We start from the raw sequence: 15,836 nt of genomic DNA on the forward strand, positions 1-15,836 counted from the left end.
GGATTACGGAGTAAACCAATGAAACACACGTTTAAATTATCAATGCTTTGTTCTGCAATCCTTCTTGCTGGTTGTGGTGATAATACATCAAGCTCTGGTACTTCCGACAAAGTTCAATTTGAAGATGAAGTCCAAGCACTGCTCGACCGTGGAACATCTATCAGCTTTACGCTTCAAGGTGCGAATGCGGATGTACCTGCGCCCTCTTACCTATTAATGGACACAACAGATGGCACGCTTGGTCTGCCAACTGAAGGTGATGATGCCTTAACCAACCCAAGAGCCTCGATGAATACGATGGATGGATGGTCAACGTCTATGCCAATCGTTCTGAACTTTAAAGGCGATGGTTTTGTAACGGGTATGCTGCCGTCTGGTATTAAAGTCATCAAGATTAATCAACGTTTGACCGAGTGGGATGGTAAGTCTAACCCAATCGAAGAAGTTCTCGTTCAGAACCAAGACTACGTTGTTCAAGCAAAAGGCAACTCTCTATATATCCAGTTCATGGATGCGCTTGATGAGTCAAGCGAGTACATTTTTGCAGTAACACAAGATGTCACTGACGTGAATGGTGAGCCAATCGGTACATCAGCCAGTTACGCGACAGGTAAATCTAAAGAAATCGTTTATGAAACTGGTGCTCTTGCTTCTATTCAAGCGGTGACACAAGCGGTGGAAGGCATTTTTGGTCTAGCTCAAGTTAACCCTGACGACATCGTTTACTCCTCATGGTTCAGCACTCAGTCTGTAGGTGATACTTTGGCGGCGGTTAAAGGTGTAACCGCAACCGGTTTCTCAACAGGTGCAAATACACTAAACGCCGTTTACAAAAACGATGCGAACGAAGGTTCAGTAGATTTATCAACAGCCTACACAATGACACTTGGTGCAACCCAAGACTTTAGCACTGCGCTAGACTCTGACGATGACTTTAGTAAGTACGTTAGTGACCTAGACGCGGCAAAAACGGCAATTAAAGGCCTTTATGCGAAGTCAGGTGCCGATGTAAATGTGACTCAAGGTGTGGTCAGACTGCCTCATTATCTAGAAAAAGGGGCAAACTGGAACATGCAGCCAATGGTATCTGCGATGCCAAGCCTAGCGAAGCTAAGTGCAGCACTGGCGGATCCGAACGAGCAAGCGAACATGGTTCAGCAGCTATCAACTGGCGTTTTCGCAAATAACCCTGTTGACGTGACAAAGCTTGCAACCGATCCTACAGAGCAGCTAAAACTGGTGGGTGCTAAACTCACATTAAGCGATGGTACCCAACTCGACAGTGAACGTATTGTGACTCGCTACTCCCCAGTTCCAGTCGTTAAATCGGTAGAAGATGTCGAAGTACTTGTCTTCACACCTAAATCTGGTGTCGCGACCGACGTTGTGATTTATCAACACGGCATCACTTCTGCAAAAGAGGATTCATATGCCTTCGCGTTTAATATGGTGAAAGCAGGTGTGGCTGTTATTGCTATCGACTTACCTATTCACGGCACACGTAGCTTAGATGAGCAACGTTCAGCTAATTCTAATATCTTGGCGTATCTAAATCTTTCTAACTTGGCAATCGCTCGTGATAACCTACGCCAAAGTGTACTGGATGTATTGGGTTTACGCGCGAGCTTAGTGGTATCGGCGCAAGGTGGTCTGTTGGCAGAAGGGCCTCTGCAAGGCTTTAACCCAATGACGGGTTCTAAAGTCAAAATGTTAGGTCATTCACTTGGCGGTATTGTGGCTACATCTGCCGTGGCAGCAGCAAATAACACGCTAGGTAGCCCCAACGCAGATGCACTTTACACATTTAGCTCTGCTTCTGTACAGAACTCTGGTGGCCAAATCGGCAATTTGTTACTAGGTTCAGAAGCCTATGGCGCTCAGATCAGGCATAACTTAGCATATGCTGCGTCTGCAGACTACGCGAGTTATGCAGATGCGTCATGTACACAATTGGAAGATAAAACGTGTTACGAAGCTTTTGAGGCCGCAGCAACAGAAACTCAGTTAGCAACACTAGAAGCTGGCTTCTCCCAGTTTATCTACGCGGCACAAACCACGCTAGATACCGTAGACCCGTTCACAAACGCGTCAGATTTAGTTGCTTCTGGTTCACTAACAACACCATTCCTGATGACCGAGGTTGATGGCGATGGCAATGTACCAAACAGCGTTCCAAATGCACCGTTTGCCGGGACTGAGCCTCTAGCAGCTAAGCTAGGTTTAACGACCGTAAACAGTGCTAATACAGCAGTGTCTCCAATGGCAAGCTTTGTGCAGTATAACGCTACTGCATCGCACATTACGTTTGTTTCTCCAAATGGCACACTTTCTGATATTGACCATCACGTTGAGATGCAAATGGAAAACACAGACTTCTTAATGGATGACACTTTAACGGGTGTGACTAATACTTCCGTTCTGAAGTAATCATATCACCTCTCTTACCAAAGCCCAGTTTCGACTGGGCTTTTTCGTTCTCTATCATAAAAAACCGTCCCGTATATCCTTTGCTATAGTTAAATCGGTGTCGTACCTAACTTACTTGTTTGAAAGGAAAACTCTATGCGCATATTCACTATAATGGTCACTGCTTTACTTCTTGCTGCATGCGGAAGTAGCCAATATCTTATGTCGACAAATGAAGGAAAAATTATTACTTCTTACGGTAAACCAGACCTTAACGAAGAAACGGGTATGTACGAGTATGAAGACATGGATGGGAAAGAAATGAGCATTTCAAAAGATCAAATTGTGCAGATTATTGAACGCTAGCAACATGCCCTCTATGTATTTAGAGGGCTCTACCCATACTTCTGAGCGCAGTTAATACTCCCAACGAACCTCTAACTTCCTCAAGAAATGAAGCAACCAATTCATCACCCAAAGCAATCAGTGCATTTTCTTATATACAGGTATTATTTGTTTAGCGAATATTTTACATCTTCACCCTAATCAGGTTGGAATATTGTAAAATCTCGGCTTTAATTCGCTAACACCCTTTTATTTCTCAGGATAAAGTGGATAATACCGCCACAAAATAACATTACTAAGGTGAGTCCTTATGTCTATTGAAGCTACTCTGCTTGCGCGCTGCGAGTCAAAATGTGAACTGTGTTCTTCTGAATCTCAACTAACAGCATACGCTGTCCCACCTCACGGTAACGTGACCGTTGATACTGCTATCATGGTTTGTGATAAGTGTCTGGGTGAGATCGATGAGCCAAAAGACATTAACCACTGGCGTTGTCTAAACGAAAGCATGTGGAGCCAGGTTCCTGCAGTACAAGTGACAGCATGGCGCCAACTCACTCGCCTAAACTCTGAAAGCTGGGCTCAAGATGCTCTTGACATGATGTACATGGAAGAAGAGCAAATGAACTGGGCGATGAAGGGTATGTCTGATGATGACAAAACGCTGGATTGCAACGGCACTGAACTTAAGAAAGGTGACGATGTAACGGTAATCAAAGACCTACCAGTTAAAGGCACTAACCAAGTAATCAAACAAGGCACAGTGATCCGTGGTATCAGCCTTGGTGATGATCCGAAACTAGTTTCGGGCAAGGCAAATGGCGGTCAGTCAATGTACGTGATCGCAGAATACTGCCGTAAGAAGTAATATCGTATTACTCTACAAGTCAAAACGGGGCACTATTAGTGCCCCGTTTTCATTTCTAATGAACACCAATTTGGAATAAGCTCCTCTACTCCGGTATTGACTCTGTATAGAGTTCTAGCTCCGTTATTCACGTTTGAGCAGCTAAAAAAATACCGGCTTATAGGCCGGTATTTTCATTCATTATTTCAAGATTAACGGTACATACCGATATCTTTTTGAATGTGAGCTGACAAATCTTCCGCATAGTAACTGCGTGGTGCAGTATTATCTACGAATAGAATGTCTAGTAAGTGAGCAATCAGTCCTTTGAAGTTAACCGCGTAGGTTTTCTTATCCATAGAGGTTGGTAAAGCTACATTTGTCATTTGCATTGCTTGTGCCATGATTGCCTCTCTTTAAAGCAGTAGTCTGTTTTGTTGGTTGTATATTAGTCAGTTTCTTATTGTTTAAGAAATGACAAATTTTACCTATTCGAATTAGATTATCTAATAAAACAAGCCCATTACAAACATCAAAAATACAAATGAATAATAACAGCATAAATAGTCACAAACTGTCTAATTATGTTGAATAACTTAACGTTACCTGCATAAAGTCATCTCGACTAACAACATATTTTTAACATTAAGTTTCGTTATTTATTTTATTTTTAGCGCTTTACTTATATTTTTTGATTAGTAATTTTAACGCTAGAGCGACGGCTCGACTTATTTTTGAGGAGCGATGCCACAACCGCTGATGTCATCACAACGATTAAGAATGTGAGTGACCACGTTGTCGGAATCTCATACTCTGTTCCTACCAATAACATCTTTACACCGATAAACATCATGATCACCGATAATGCTGGTTTTAAGTACACAAACTTATCTAACATCGCTTGCAGAACAAAGTACAAAGATCGCAAACCCAACAGTGCAAACACGTTCGCGGCTAAGACTAAAAATGGCTCTCGTGTTACCGCGAATATGGCTGGTATAGAATCCAGTGCAAACATTACGTCCATCACAGCAATTACACCGACTACGATCAGCATTGGTGTTGCCACCCACTTACCAGCTTGCTTTAAGATTAAGTGATTTCCTTGGTAATCATCTGTAACTGGCAATATTTTGCGAATAAACTGCTCAGGATATGGGTTAACCTCTTCTGCTTCACCTTTGTCGCGAGCAAGCTTAATACCTGTCCAAATAAGGAATGCGGCAAAGAGGTACAATACCCAGTGGTACTGCGCAAGTAACTGAGCACCAACCGCAATCATGATAGCCCGTAGAACTAACGCACCAATCACGCCCCAAAGCAGCGCTCGCGGACGCAAATGCTCCGGCACACTGTATTGTGTAAAGATGATGGCAAACACAAACAAGTTATCCACGCTTAGCGACTTCTCTAGTAAGTAGCCTGTTAAGAATGAAACCGTTGCTTTATCGTTCGTATAAGTGCTGTGCGGTGCGTAAAAGTCCCAGAATAAATAGATAGAACCTGCAAAAACAAAGGCAAGTAAGAACCAGAAAACACTCCAAAGGATGGCTTTTTTCATCGTTATAACGCCACCACGCGTTTGATAGATATCAAGCGTAACAAGAACAAGCGTAAAAAGGCCAAAAGCACCATACATCGATAATGATTCTTGAAGTGGTGCCGATTGGCTCAATTGGGTGGTACTTTCGATAAGAGACATGCTTCCTCCCATGGCGGAAGGACATGAGTTTGGTGACCTTCCGCAGACAATAACAACAAGCAGTCACATAGTAATCATGTGCTGCCAGTCAATGAATGCGTTGGTCTCGTTGAAGTGTCGGCGTGGATGAATCACGCAACACCTTTACTTACCGGATAAGCTGATGCTTAACGAGATGACGATAAGTAAACTTGCGCTAACTACTCCCCAAACGCCGCAATGATAACGCCGAATGTCACGCTTTCCAACAAAAAAACTTTGTCCAATCGAAATAAAATTCTTATTAAAAATCAGAAAGAAATATAAAAACAAAGGAATTGGTTCAACCTCGTGAACTTTTGTTAGATGTAAAGATCAGCAAGTGACTCAAGGTGATACATTTAAGAGTCGGAGCGATGTCTCTGAGAGCATAGACACAAAAAAAGGAGCATAACTGCTCCTTTCCTAACTTCCGTGTTATTAGCAATTCAAAAACCGCTCAAAGGTACAAAGTAAACTAACGTTGACCAAATTGCGACCCAAGCAACCACCACTGCCGTATCTGTCCAATCTTTATTCCACATACTGCCACCCTCATCATCGCATGTAGCAATTGAAAGACAGCAAAATCGATACCAATATCTACTACCTGTGTTGCTGTGTATAAAGTTTGTGACTTTGATTCAAGCAGTTTGGCTCATCGGTCAGAAGTTCAATAAAACAGTCTGCCATGGATAAGTTGGTTACACGCCCCTCGCCTTTCATCTCCAGTAGCGCATCGTAACCTTCTTTCCCTTTCATGGTATAAGCGGAGGAAGTGCCTCGATACCAGGTGTCGTCTTGAACGTCGACCCATTGTTGACCATCAAAAATTGCTAATGACTGAATTCTTTCACCTTTAGGGGCATCAGCTCGGTACTCAAAGTTTAAATTGTAAGTGTATGGATAACTGCCAGAGCCAGTACCTTCCACATCATTGTTGAGTGCATTGTTTATGGCGCCTTCAAGTGCTCGGCGAATAGCACTGCCTTTTACGTCGTAAAAGCCGATCGGAACGGCAAAAGGCAACAACCGTCCGGCAATATCTGCCACTGTGATATTGCCAGGATTCAATGATGTTCGCACGCCACCCGCATTATGAATCGCAAATTGAACCTCATGCCCGCGTTTATTTAGGCTGTACAAAAATGAACGCGCAACAGAAGAAGCCAGCTCGCTCTCACCAAACTCATCTGGGATTCGCACATGACGCTTTTTGGTGTCAATACTAGCAATGACTTGTGACTGTAACTGTCTTACCCGAGGGATGTATTTATCACTTAGGATCGATTGAGTCTCCGGGTGTTTCTTACAGACCACCACATTAGGTTGGCCATGGATAAAGTCACACGCGGTTTCGAATACGCCTTGGTCAAGCTGTTGATTTAGTGTCGAGTCCCAAAAAATACGTCGGCCAAGTAACAGTTCATTTTGACCACTCAGCATGGTTGCTTTGCCGTTTTCATCAAATTCAATGACGCAGTGCCCCATGGTCAAAGCATGAAAGCCCGCTTGCACAACGTAGGTATCTTTTACTTTGACACCATAAGGGTCATCTTGCCCTAAACCTATTGATGAGAAATCGCCTTGCAGTCGGTGGCTATGTCCACCAACAATTATACCAATCCCCTCAACTTGTTCAGCCAACTCTAAATCACCTTCATAACCTAAGTGGCTCAGAAGGATGATATTTTTAATACCAGAGGAGTGAATTTGTTTTACGGTCGCCTTAGCGGTTTCAATTGCAGACTTAAATGGCGTATCTACATCTGGGTTCGCGATATCGCTCATTTTATCAATGGATAATCCGAAAATCGCAACCTGCTCACCATGAAACTCTTTGACGATGTATTGTGCGCTTTGTGTCTCCGTTTGATAGCTATACACATTGTTGCTATCGCTGACTCGGTGAGGCTTTTGAAGCGATTCATTTGATAGATCCCAGTTACCAGCAAGCAATGGAAACTGAGTGCGTTGACAGAATAAGGCAACAGGTTCATTACCCATATCCAGTTCATGGTTGCCTAACGCCATCGCATCAATCTTTAACGCATTCAACAAATCGGCGTTGGCTTTACCTTTAAATAATGAAAAATAAAGTGTGCCTTGGAAACAGTCACCAGCATGGAGAAATAACATCCCATGCCCTTGACGCTGAGCGTCCTCTCGTAGCTGCTCTACTCGGGTTGCGATGCGAGAAAACCCGCCAGCACTCACGTATGGCTCTAGCGTGAGTTCATTGTTGATCTTAAGCTTTAACTGTAATGACGTTGGCTCAAAGTAGGAATGTGTGTCATTGATGTGTGCCAGTTTGATTCTCACTGGCTTATGATTGTTATTCATCTTCTCTCTTTTCATTCCTTATAATAATAAGAAGTGAATCATGACAGAATCATGAATTTTATGAAACTGTGATTTTTTGATTTCATGTTTAAGTGATCACGATGCTATCTACACTACTTTTGAAAGCAAGCGTCGCTTGTTGCGGTCTCTATTCATTAAGGGGCTCTCGTAATTTTGTGAACTGAGCTTAACTCCAATATTTCGAATTAATATATGCTTAGGAGTAGCAAAATAACTCTCTATAATTCAAATAATTGCAAGGAGGATTGAGATGAGACTAGAACGCATCGAAATCTCCGGGTTTAGAGGCATCAAACGCCTTTCACTCTCTTTTGACGAACTCACTACGCTCATCGGTGAGAACACGTGGGGCAAATCATCATTGCTCGATGCCCTTTCTATCGCGCTACCTGCTAATGGCTCATTATATCAATTCGAACTAAAAGATTTTCACGTTGATTACTCAATTTCTCATCCACAAACCCAACACTTGCAGATCATTGTTTGCTTTAAAGCACAAGACAAGAACGAAGTAAAAGCTGGGCGTTATCGACGGATAAAACCTGCATGGTGCACAAACGAAGATGGTGAGCAGGTCATTTACTATCGAATTAGTGCGTCTCGCGACGAGTATGATATTAAAACTGAATACGCGTTTTTGGATCATAACGGTAAGCCGAAGAAACTGCACCACTCTGAGAAACTCGCCGTAGAGTTGATGACTCTTCACCCTGTTATCCGCCTACGAGACTCCCGACGCTTCCCAGATCTAAACCACGTCAACGGCGACAGCAAAAATGCTCGGATTGAAAAACGAATCAATAACACCTGTCGACGGCTATTGGCGATGCCTGGGCACGTAAACAAGGGTGAGATTCGCAGTAGTCTCGATTCAATGCAAACACTTGTCGAACACTATTTTGCGTTCCGCAGCGTCAGCAAAGGTAACCCACGAAAACCTCGTGATGGTCTTTTTTATACGAGCCCTTCCTCTGATAAAGGATTAAGTCAATTCCTTAAGGAAACAAATGACAAACAAAGCCGCTTGCTTTTAATGGGGCTTCTCAATGCTTACCTTCAAGCAAAAGGCCCTACCGATTTAAGACGCTGCGCAAGACCGATACTGATCATCGAAGACCCGGAAGGCCGACTACATCCGACTCATCTCGCTAGAGCGTGGTCATTATTGCAGTTGTTGCCAATGCAAAAGATTTTAACTACCAACAGCGGTACGTTACTTGGCTCGGTTCCACTTTATTCAATCCGACGTTTGATTCGCTTGTCAGACCGAACCATTGCCAAGAGCTTAAACTCTGCCAAGTTTGGTAGAGATGAGTTACGCCGAATTGGTTTCCACATTCGTTTTCATCGCTCAGGGGCGTTGTTTGCACGGTGTTGGTTACTCGTAGAGGGCGAAACTGAAGTTTGGTTATTTCATGAACTGGCTCGTCAATGTGGATATGACTTAGCGGCGGAAGGAGTTCAAATCGTTGAATTTGCACAGTCAGGACTGAAGTCACTGATCAAAGTAGCAAAAGAGTTCGGTATCGACTGGCATGTTGTTACCGATGGTGACCCGGCAGGTAAAAAGTACGCGCATGCCGTGAGAGCGCAACTCGATCATGATCAGGAAAGGCATAGACTTACAGAGTTACCTGATCGAGATATCGAACATTTTCTATATAATCATGGGTTTGAACTTTTCTTTAAGGACATCATCAAAGTTCCTCATGATCACCCTATCCCAGCTAAAAAAGTAGTAAACCGTGTTTTGAAAAAGCATGCAAAACCGGACTTAGCTTTGGCCATTGTCTCCCACTGTGAAGAGAGAGGTATGGAGTGCATTCCTGTACTTCTGCGTTGGACACTTAAGCGCGTTGTCACCATGGCAAACGGCAATACATGAGTTAGAATATTTCACACTCACACCTTGCCTTGTAATACAAAAAAAGCACACCAAATTGGTGTGCTTGTATCAAACATCATTAATTTTGATTAAAGGTATTGATAGGGATAAAACTCAATACACAGTGGATACAAATAAGATCGGGGGTTCACTACTGTGCTTGCTCAGCAAGCGTAGAAGAAGTAGTGCTTGATTTCGTATGCAACCAAAGTCCAGTCGCTTTCATTAGATAACCAAACACACCACCTAGCAGCAAAGATGGAATGACAAGTTGCCAGTTTCCATCAGCGGCAAATGTTGCGCAGGAACCAATAAAAGTGCCTGGAATGTACGCGAGCCAAGCCTGTTTCGCTTGAATACACATGAAAAATGCCACAATAGCGGTAATCACATAACCGATAATTTCCAAACCAACGTAAGTTGAACCGTGGATAATTACCATTGCCCAGAATACACCCGTCATATTAGTGATTAAGCTGATACCAAGTCCTTTCAATCCGCTAGTTGGCGCAGCAAAGTAGCTCGTGCAACCTAAAAAACCAGCCCAAGAAAGCAAACCTAAAGAAATGGCGATCCAACCCCATACGCCAGATAAAATTCCAGTAGTGATAGAGATAGCTAAAAGTGTCGTCATGGTAGTCGTACCTGCTTGGCTATTATCGTACCAATATGGCTCAATAACTGCCTTCATACATTGAAATCAAGGACACATGTTAGATACATCAGCCTTGTTTATCGGTGATAATGATCACAATAAGATTATAACAATTTCATGACTTGCACTAAAAGTTTGACGCAACCGATAAATCAACAGATTTAGGGAATGAGTATTTCTAATACTCGGTAAAAAGGATGTGTGTTGGATAGCTCCAATAGGTCACTCCAGCAAGCTTTAACGAGACTGGAAGCTAATATCGGCGTGCAGAGTCATGGTTCACCAAGTGAGTGCATAAAAGCTCCTGAATCACGTTTATTCTTCGAAGTTCAGTATACTGTACATAGAAATATGCCACTCCCAATTAAGCGAGTGGCATTGCTGTACTTCTAGAGCTTATTTGAGTGGTAACTTACAATACCGAAGGCTTACCTTTCATCATTCGCAGACCTTCTCGTTTAATGCAGTCGACTAGTGGGTTTTCTGCCATATCAGCTCGCCATATAAATGACAGTGTCCTTTCCATTTTTAGCTCGGGCACATTTAACGCAACAAGATGACCCGCTTCTATATATCGCTCTACATCTAAATACGGTAAACAAGTAAGGTACTGGCCGTTAGCAACTAAGCTGCGTAACACCGGAACGTGCTCGTACTCTCGCCACACATCCAAATCTTCAATTAGATGATGAATAGAGCTATCAAATGTTTTTCGTGTGCCAGAGCCATGCTCTCTCAACACCCACTTCGCTTGTTCTAACTGCGCGAGGCTTACAGATTGATTGCGAGCAAAAGGATGATGAGAAGCAGCGACAACAGTAAGATGGTCTCGGCACCAGACTTCTTGGTGCAAACGGTTATCGTCACAACGCCCCTCGATGATCCCTAAGTCATATTTATAATCTAATACGCCATCAATAACCCCTTTTGTACTCTGCACACCAAGGGAAATACGCATTTCTGGAAAGTCATTATCAATGATACTGATAAGGTCTGGAACCAGATGCTCTGCCGGAGTTTGACTCGCGCCCATGCGAATCTCACCGCTTAACAAATGTTGCTCATAAAAGCCCATTTCAATCTGCAGTGCGTCTTGTAATAAGCGTTTTGCTTTTGGTCGTAACCACATACCCCAATGGGTTAACGCCATTTGCTTGCCCTGCCTTTCAAATAAAGGCCTGCCAAGCATTTTTTCTAATTGCGCAAGCGACATACTTGTCGCTGATTGTGTCAAAGCCAGTTTCTCTGCGGCCTGGCTTACACTGCCGGTATCTGCAACTGCGTCAAAAACCGCTAATTGCTTAAGTGAGTAGCGCAAAGTGTCCTCCATTATTGGTGAGTATTTTTCATACCCTCACAATCGTTAAAAACATGCCCCAATAAGCAATAGAGTTCATTTTACCTAGCCGCATAAAGTTATCAATTAATTTGATGAGGTTTCTAAATATTATCAATTTTACCTACCAAACCCTTCTCCTTATTCTGACTGTGCGGTTCGGGAACACCGCAAGCCTCAATGACTTTGAGACTGAAGTCATTGAGGCTTCTAAATAAAAACAACAATTTCATTTTTGAGTTAATAACCAAGGAATTTTTATGCGATTACAAATTAAGGAGTCAATATGGCGGTGACCAGCTCTCAAAATCACCAGTACTTTTCTCCAAAAGAAATGATGGCTGAAGCGGAAAAATTTGCGTTAAGTAAAGCAAACAAAACCAGCAGTATGACACTGAGTCTTGCCATCATGGCGGGCGCGTTCATTGGATTGGCGTTCTTGTTTTACATCACGGTGACGACTGGCAGCGCTGGCGCTGGTTGGGGCTTAAGCCGTCTTGCTGGCGGATTAGCATTTAGTATGGGCTTGATCCTCATCGTGATCTGCGGTGGTGAACTATTTACCAGCTCAGTTCTTTCCAGTATCTCATGGGCCAATAAGCAAATCTCGTTCGGAAAAATGCTTTCTATTTGGGGCAAGGTTTACGTTGGCAACTTCATTGGTGCGATGTTCCTACTTGCGCTAGTTACTGCAGCTGGTCTTTATCAAATGGATAGCGGTCAATGGGGGTTAAATGCGCTTAACATCGCGCAGCACAAGCTTCATCACACTCTCATTCAGGCGTTTGCGCTCGGTATCCTTTGTAACCTATTGGTTTGCCTCGCGATTTGGTTAACGTTTAGCTCTGCAAATGCAATGACAAAAGCAGCAATGACAATCATGCCTGTGGCCATGTTTGTCAGCAGTGGCTTTGAACACTGTGTCGCGAACATGTTTATGGTTCCACTTGGCATTGTTATCGCGAACTTTGCACCTGAGTCTTTTTGGGCCTCCGTCGGTGTGCCCGCTTCACAGTACGCAGACTTAAATATTGGGCACTTTATTACCGCTAACTTAATTCCTGTCACGCTTGGCAATATCGTCGGCGGAGCGGTTTTAGTTGGTCTTGCAAACTGGTGTATTTTTCGCCGACCAGAACTAAAAGCAGCGAATATCTCTTCTATCACAACGACTACAACACTCTCGTCAGTTAAGGATTTCACCATGAAAAACGCATCTTTTGTTAAAGACATTATGAACCCAAAACCAGTTACCATCAGTGCAGAAACACCGATAGCAATCGCACTGGATGTGCTACTTGATAACAACGTAACTAGCGCACCTGTTGTAGACGTACAAAATCGATTGGTTGGCTTCTTCTCTGCTCACGATGTGATGGTAGAGCTATGGTGTGAGGACTACATTCCGGTGAAAGACCAAAAAGTCGTCGACATCATGAGCCGCGATGTGGTCGCAATTGATGCTGGTGATCGTCTCGTTGATGTTGTCGAGTTCCTATGTATCGATAAAGAGCAGTTGTACCCAACGAGCAGCATGGGCATCGCCACTCGCATGACGTCTTTATCTTTAGAAGAACGCGCAAAAAGCATCAAAGTGAGCAAGCCACAAGTACTTCCTGTACTTGAAAATGGCCAGATGGTCGGTGTTGTTACTCGTACTGAAGTATTAAAAGCACTACGCCCGATTTTTGGTGAGCGTTTAAACCTAGTAGAAAAAAACGAGTTAGAAACAGCGTAATTCATTAAACGCTTGCAACGTCTGTTGGCTTTCAATCGCTGGCACTAACTGGCTTGCCAAGGTTGTCGATTGTGATTGAGGTAATAAAAAAGCGCTCTTTCGTTGAAGAGCGCTTTTACTGTATCTAAAAGAAGTTCGTTACTTCTTAACGCCTTCGATATGAAGTTCCATATCAACATAGCTTGAAGCACCCATTACTGGGATATCAAAGTCAGCAAGCTCAAGGCGAGTGTTACCAACGAAGCCAGCGCGCTCACCACCCCATGGGTCACTACCTGCGCCAACAAATTCGGCTTCGATAGTAATAGGCTTAGTAACACCGTGTAGCGTTAGATCACCAGTTACATCTAGCTTGCCATTGCCTTTATCAACCACTTTTGTGCTTTTAAAGGTCGCTTCGCTGTATTTGCCAGCATCAATGAAGTCACCACTACGAATGTGCTTGTCACGTTCAGCGTGGTTGGAGTCTAAGCTAGTTGTATCAACAACAACATTCACTTTTGAATCAGCAATGTTGTTCTCATCAAAAGAAAAGTCACCAGAAAATGTATTGAAACGACCTTTGATGAAGCTGTAACCCAAGTGACTAACTTTAAAGTTAATTGAAGCGTGAGCACCTTTGGTATCGATGACATAATCTGCAGCTTGCGCACCAAATGGTAGTGCCATAGCGATAGCTAATCCTGTAGCGAAGAGTGACTTTTTCATTTTGAAGCTCCTAACATTTTTCTTAATGTGTTGTCTTTATCGATAAAGTGGTGTTTTAGCGCAGCAATAGCGTGCAAACCTGCTATCAGGATGACGGCCCAAGCTGCGTAGAAGTGAATTTCACCCGCTATGTCTGATTGTCCTGGGAATAACTCTCCCGCTCCTGGCACGGTAAACCAATTAAACACTTCGATACCGCGTCCATCAGACGTTGAAATGAGGTAACCTGAAACAAAGATGGTGACCAATAGTAGGTACATAGCACCATGCGCCACTTTAGCAGCAAGCACTTCGTAAGGTTTGCCTTCTACCTTTGGTGACGCCGTAACATGTTTCCATACAATGCGTGCCAAAGTTAAAATAGCGAGTAAAATACCGACAGAGCGATGGTAATGTGGCGCAGTTCGATACCATTCGCTGTAATAGCTAAGGTCGACCATCCACAAACCCACTGCAAATAGACCAATAATGCACAGCGCAGATAACCAGTGCATCACGCGTGCAGTAAGGTTGTAATTCTTTACCAGTGTATCCATCTCAAGTTCCTAGATATATTCCTAAGTTAATGTTGAGCAAGAAACACTACATTAACCTATTTACGTTATATGAAACAGATTATTTACCATCATTTACATCCAGCCAATGGCACCGTATCTATCAAGTTGTTCGAATTTTTTGAAGGAACTTTAAATCGTTTATAAAACTGAAACTTACAGCTTAACTTCTTGTTCTATCTCATACAGCTCTTCGGACACTTCTAACATTCTACGTTCAACCAGAGATTTTGCATCTTCCACCCCCTTGTTGTAATAAATTGGCCCTAGTTTTTCTGTAATGAAATCAATAAGAAATTCACTATCGAACTGGCCAATCTCAACATCTAGTTCGTCCTGCATATAATCTTGAATGGCAGTTGCCAGCGTTTCTTTTTGCGCACGTTCTAACTTTATCATCTTTGCCCTTTTTCAGAATTTTGTTCTATGTGTGCTTCTATCGTCTTGCTCTCTTAAAGAGTAGGCGCGATCATTTGTGAGAAATTTGGTGTTTAGATCAAGAAGTTGCCGAAGTAAATTAGTCTATTCTCAAAAGACTATGCTAACCTTTTGCAGTTCGTTTTGTTAATTATTAAGGGATATTCTTTGCTACTCGACCTAGTGATTCAAAGTGTTAATGATTTTCAAGACGACTGTCTTAAGCTGTGTGAAAAGCATTACCCTGCGGTACATAACCAAGGCATGAGTGAGCATCATCTTGGTCTCGCGTTTTCAAGACGAATGGAACACACTTTCCGTCACTTCGGATACAACAGCGTGGTAAAACCAATTGAAGTTTTAAATACGCCGGATCTGCCTCATCACTATCGTATTTCATCCGAAATAGGTACGGTTTGGGTCCTGAGCCACCATATGGTCAGTGCGGGAAAATCTTGTCGAGAGAACTTACTCTCATCAATTACGGAATGGCAAAGCGAATATGGTTATGCGCTGCAACCGAATGATCTACTCTTTTTAGTTTGTGATCATTGGATCAGTCGCAGCAAAACGAGCCGAGAGTTGCTTCATTGGTGGATGGGTGAACTGCCCGATCAGATCAACGAATACACGGAGCAAGGCATCACGCTGTACACCAGCGAATCGCAGCTCACGCAATCGTTAGACACTCGATTTGGCATCAGTCCTTGTTACATTAAGTTTGGTCATCCTTTACGTCGCTCGAACAAACAACAGTTGGTCAGAAAATACTTACAACTGTATGCAGTACTACAATGGTAACATCAAATTGCAATAGGAAGATTGTCAGTCATTTCATCAATTTGTTTGATATCACTCGAC

14 protein-coding genes are annotated in these 15,836 nt (G+C 43.0%); 6 read left to right on the top strand and 8 right to left on the bottom strand.

All coding sequences use genetic code 11. From position 1 onward, the window contains the following. Positions 1 to 18 precede the first annotated feature (18 nt). The 3 genes from F7Y48_RS09410 (at position 19) to F7Y48_RS09420 (ending at position 3,619) form a co-directional block, all read left to right on the top strand. On the top strand, positions 19 to 2,427 hold the full coding sequence (locus F7Y48_RS09410) for a VolA/Pla-1 family phospholipase (RefSeq protein ID WP_258505221.1): 2,409 nt from the start codon (positions 19 to 21) through the stop codon (positions 2,425 to 2,427). Between the two features lie 135 nt (positions 2,428 to 2,562). Continuing rightward, positions 2,563 to 2,772 (top strand): YgdI/YgdR family lipoprotein, encoded by a 210-nt coding sequence (locus F7Y48_RS09415; RefSeq protein WP_109169951.1) that lies wholly within the window; start codon positions 2,563 to 2,565, stop codon positions 2,770 to 2,772. Positions 2,773 to 3,061: 289 nt separating this feature from the next. Then, positions 3,062 to 3,619, top strand: a complete 558-nt coding sequence (locus F7Y48_RS09420; RefSeq protein WP_005395511.1) for a PhnA domain-containing protein — start codon at positions 3,062 to 3,064, stop codon at positions 3,617 to 3,619. A gap of 191 nt (positions 3,620 to 3,810) precedes the next feature. Here the strand turns inward: F7Y48_RS09420 and F7Y48_RS09425 are convergent, their stop codons facing one another. The 3 genes from F7Y48_RS09425 to F7Y48_RS09435 all read right to left on the bottom strand — a co-directional run bounded on the left by F7Y48_RS09425 (position 3,811) and on the right by F7Y48_RS09435 (position 7,661). Further along, positions 3,811 to 4,002 (bottom strand): hypothetical protein, encoded by a 192-nt coding sequence (locus F7Y48_RS09425; RefSeq protein ID WP_005376351.1) that lies wholly within the window; start codon positions 4,000 to 4,002, stop codon positions 3,811 to 3,813. Between the two features lie 278 nt (positions 4,003 to 4,280). Beyond that, positions 4,281 to 5,300 (bottom strand): TerC/Alx family metal homeostasis membrane protein, encoded by a 1,020-nt coding sequence (locus F7Y48_RS09430; RefSeq protein ID WP_316683675.1) that lies wholly within the window; start codon positions 5,298 to 5,300, stop codon positions 4,281 to 4,283. A gap of 624 nt (positions 5,301 to 5,924) precedes the next feature. After that, a complete protein-coding gene (locus F7Y48_RS09435) occupies positions 5,925 to 7,661 on the bottom strand; it encodes a bifunctional UDP-sugar hydrolase/5'-nucleotidase (protein WP_316683676.1) in 1,737 nt (578 codons plus the stop codon). A 271-nt stretch (positions 7,662 to 7,932) separates the two neighbouring features. On the opposite strand from F7Y48_RS09435, the gene F7Y48_RS09440 reads away from it, so the two are divergent. Then, positions 7,933 to 9,567 (top strand): ATP-dependent endonuclease, encoded by a 1,635-nt coding sequence (locus F7Y48_RS09440; RefSeq protein WP_012842315.1) that lies wholly within the window; start codon positions 7,933 to 7,935, stop codon positions 9,565 to 9,567. Positions 9,568 to 9,718: 151 nt separating this feature from the next. On the opposite strand, the gene F7Y48_RS09445 is transcribed toward F7Y48_RS09440, so the two are convergent. Beyond that, positions 9,719 to 10,201 (bottom strand): DUF1097 domain-containing protein, encoded by a 483-nt coding sequence (locus tag F7Y48_RS09445; protein ID WP_005395520.1) that lies wholly within the window; start codon positions 10,199 to 10,201, stop codon positions 9,719 to 9,721. A gap of 433 nt (positions 10,202 to 10,634) precedes the next feature. Beyond that, on the bottom strand, positions 10,635 to 11,540 hold the full coding sequence (locus tag F7Y48_RS09450) for a LysR substrate-binding domain-containing protein (protein WP_005395522.1): 906 nt from the start codon (positions 11,538 to 11,540) through the stop codon (positions 10,635 to 10,637). Between the two features lie 304 nt (positions 11,541 to 11,844). Here F7Y48_RS09450 and focA point away from each other — a divergent pair, with 304 nt between their 5' ends. Then, a complete protein-coding gene (gene focA, locus F7Y48_RS09455; protein WP_012842317.1) occupies positions 11,845 to 13,296 on the top strand; it encodes a formate transporter FocA in 1,452 nt (483 codons plus the stop codon). 138 nt (positions 13,297 to 13,434) lie between these two features. On the opposite strand, the gene F7Y48_RS09460 is transcribed toward focA, so the two are convergent. From F7Y48_RS09460 to F7Y48_RS09470, 3 genes are all read right to left on the bottom strand, one after another. Beyond that, positions 13,435 to 14,004: a YceI family protein gene (locus F7Y48_RS09460; protein WP_005395526.1), complete on the bottom strand. Its 570-nt coding sequence runs from the start codon at positions 14,002 to 14,004 to the stop codon at positions 13,435 to 13,437. After that, positions 14,001 to 14,540 (bottom strand): cytochrome b, encoded by a 540-nt coding sequence (locus F7Y48_RS09465; protein ID WP_258505229.1) that lies wholly within the window; start codon positions 14,538 to 14,540, stop codon positions 14,001 to 14,003. The genes F7Y48_RS09460 and F7Y48_RS09465 overlap by 4 nt, the downstream gene beginning before the upstream one ends. Positions 14,541 to 14,714: 174 nt before the next feature. Continuing rightward, positions 14,715 to 14,957, bottom strand: coding sequence for a DUF2164 domain-containing protein (locus F7Y48_RS09470; RefSeq protein ID WP_005395529.1), 243 nt, complete (start codon positions 14,955 to 14,957; stop codon positions 14,715 to 14,717). Positions 14,958 to 15,143: 186 nt separating this feature from the next. On the opposite strand from F7Y48_RS09470, the gene F7Y48_RS09475 reads away from it, so the two are divergent. Beyond that, positions 15,144 to 15,776 (top strand): hypothetical protein, encoded by a 633-nt coding sequence (locus tag F7Y48_RS09475; protein WP_005395531.1) that lies wholly within the window; start codon positions 15,144 to 15,146, stop codon positions 15,774 to 15,776. Positions 15,777 to 15,836 lie beyond the last annotated feature (60 nt).

It is taken from the genome of Vibrio sp. 2-1-2a (assembly GCF_032648565.1).
Taxonomy (GTDB): Bacteria; Pseudomonadota; Gammaproteobacteria; order Enterobacterales; family Vibrionaceae; genus Vibrio; species Vibrio diabolicus.

Coding starts and splice junctions, on each gene's coding strand:
- F7Y48_RS09465 (WP_258505229.1), bottom strand. CDS start 14,540: ATGGATACACTGGTAAAGAATTACAACCTTACTGCACGCGTGATGCAC.
- F7Y48_RS09425 (WP_005376351.1), bottom strand. CDS start 4,002: ATGGCACAAGCAATGCAAATGACAAATGTAGCTTTACCAACCTCTATG.
- F7Y48_RS09430 (WP_316683675.1), bottom strand. CDS start 5,300: ATGTCTCTTATCGAAAGTACCACCCAATTGAGCCAATCGGCACCACTT.
- F7Y48_RS09445 (WP_005395520.1), bottom strand. CDS start 10,201: ATGACGACACTTTTAGCTATCTCTATCACTACTGGAATTTTATCTGGC.
- F7Y48_RS09460 (WP_005395526.1), bottom strand. CDS start 14,004: ATGAAAAAGTCACTCTTCGCTACAGGATTAGCTATCGCTATGGCACTA.
- F7Y48_RS09435 (WP_316683676.1), bottom strand. CDS start 7,661: ATGAATAACAATCATAAGCCAGTGAGAATCAAACTGGCACACATCAAT.
- focA (WP_012842317.1), top strand. CDS start 11,845: ATGGCGGTGACCAGCTCTCAAAATCACCAGTACTTTTCTCCAAAAGAA.
- F7Y48_RS09470 (WP_005395529.1), bottom strand. CDS start 14,957: ATGATAAAGTTAGAACGTGCGCAAAAAGAAACGCTGGCAACTGCCATT.
- F7Y48_RS09410 (WP_258505221.1), top strand. CDS start 19: ATGAAACACACGTTTAAATTATCAATGCTTTGTTCTGCAATCCTTCTT.
- F7Y48_RS09415 (WP_109169951.1), top strand. CDS start 2,563: ATGCGCATATTCACTATAATGGTCACTGCTTTACTTCTTGCTGCATGC.
- F7Y48_RS09440 (WP_012842315.1), top strand. CDS start 7,933: ATGAGACTAGAACGCATCGAAATCTCCGGGTTTAGAGGCATCAAACGC.
- F7Y48_RS09420 (WP_005395511.1), top strand. CDS start 3,062: ATGTCTATTGAAGCTACTCTGCTTGCGCGCTGCGAGTCAAAATGTGAA.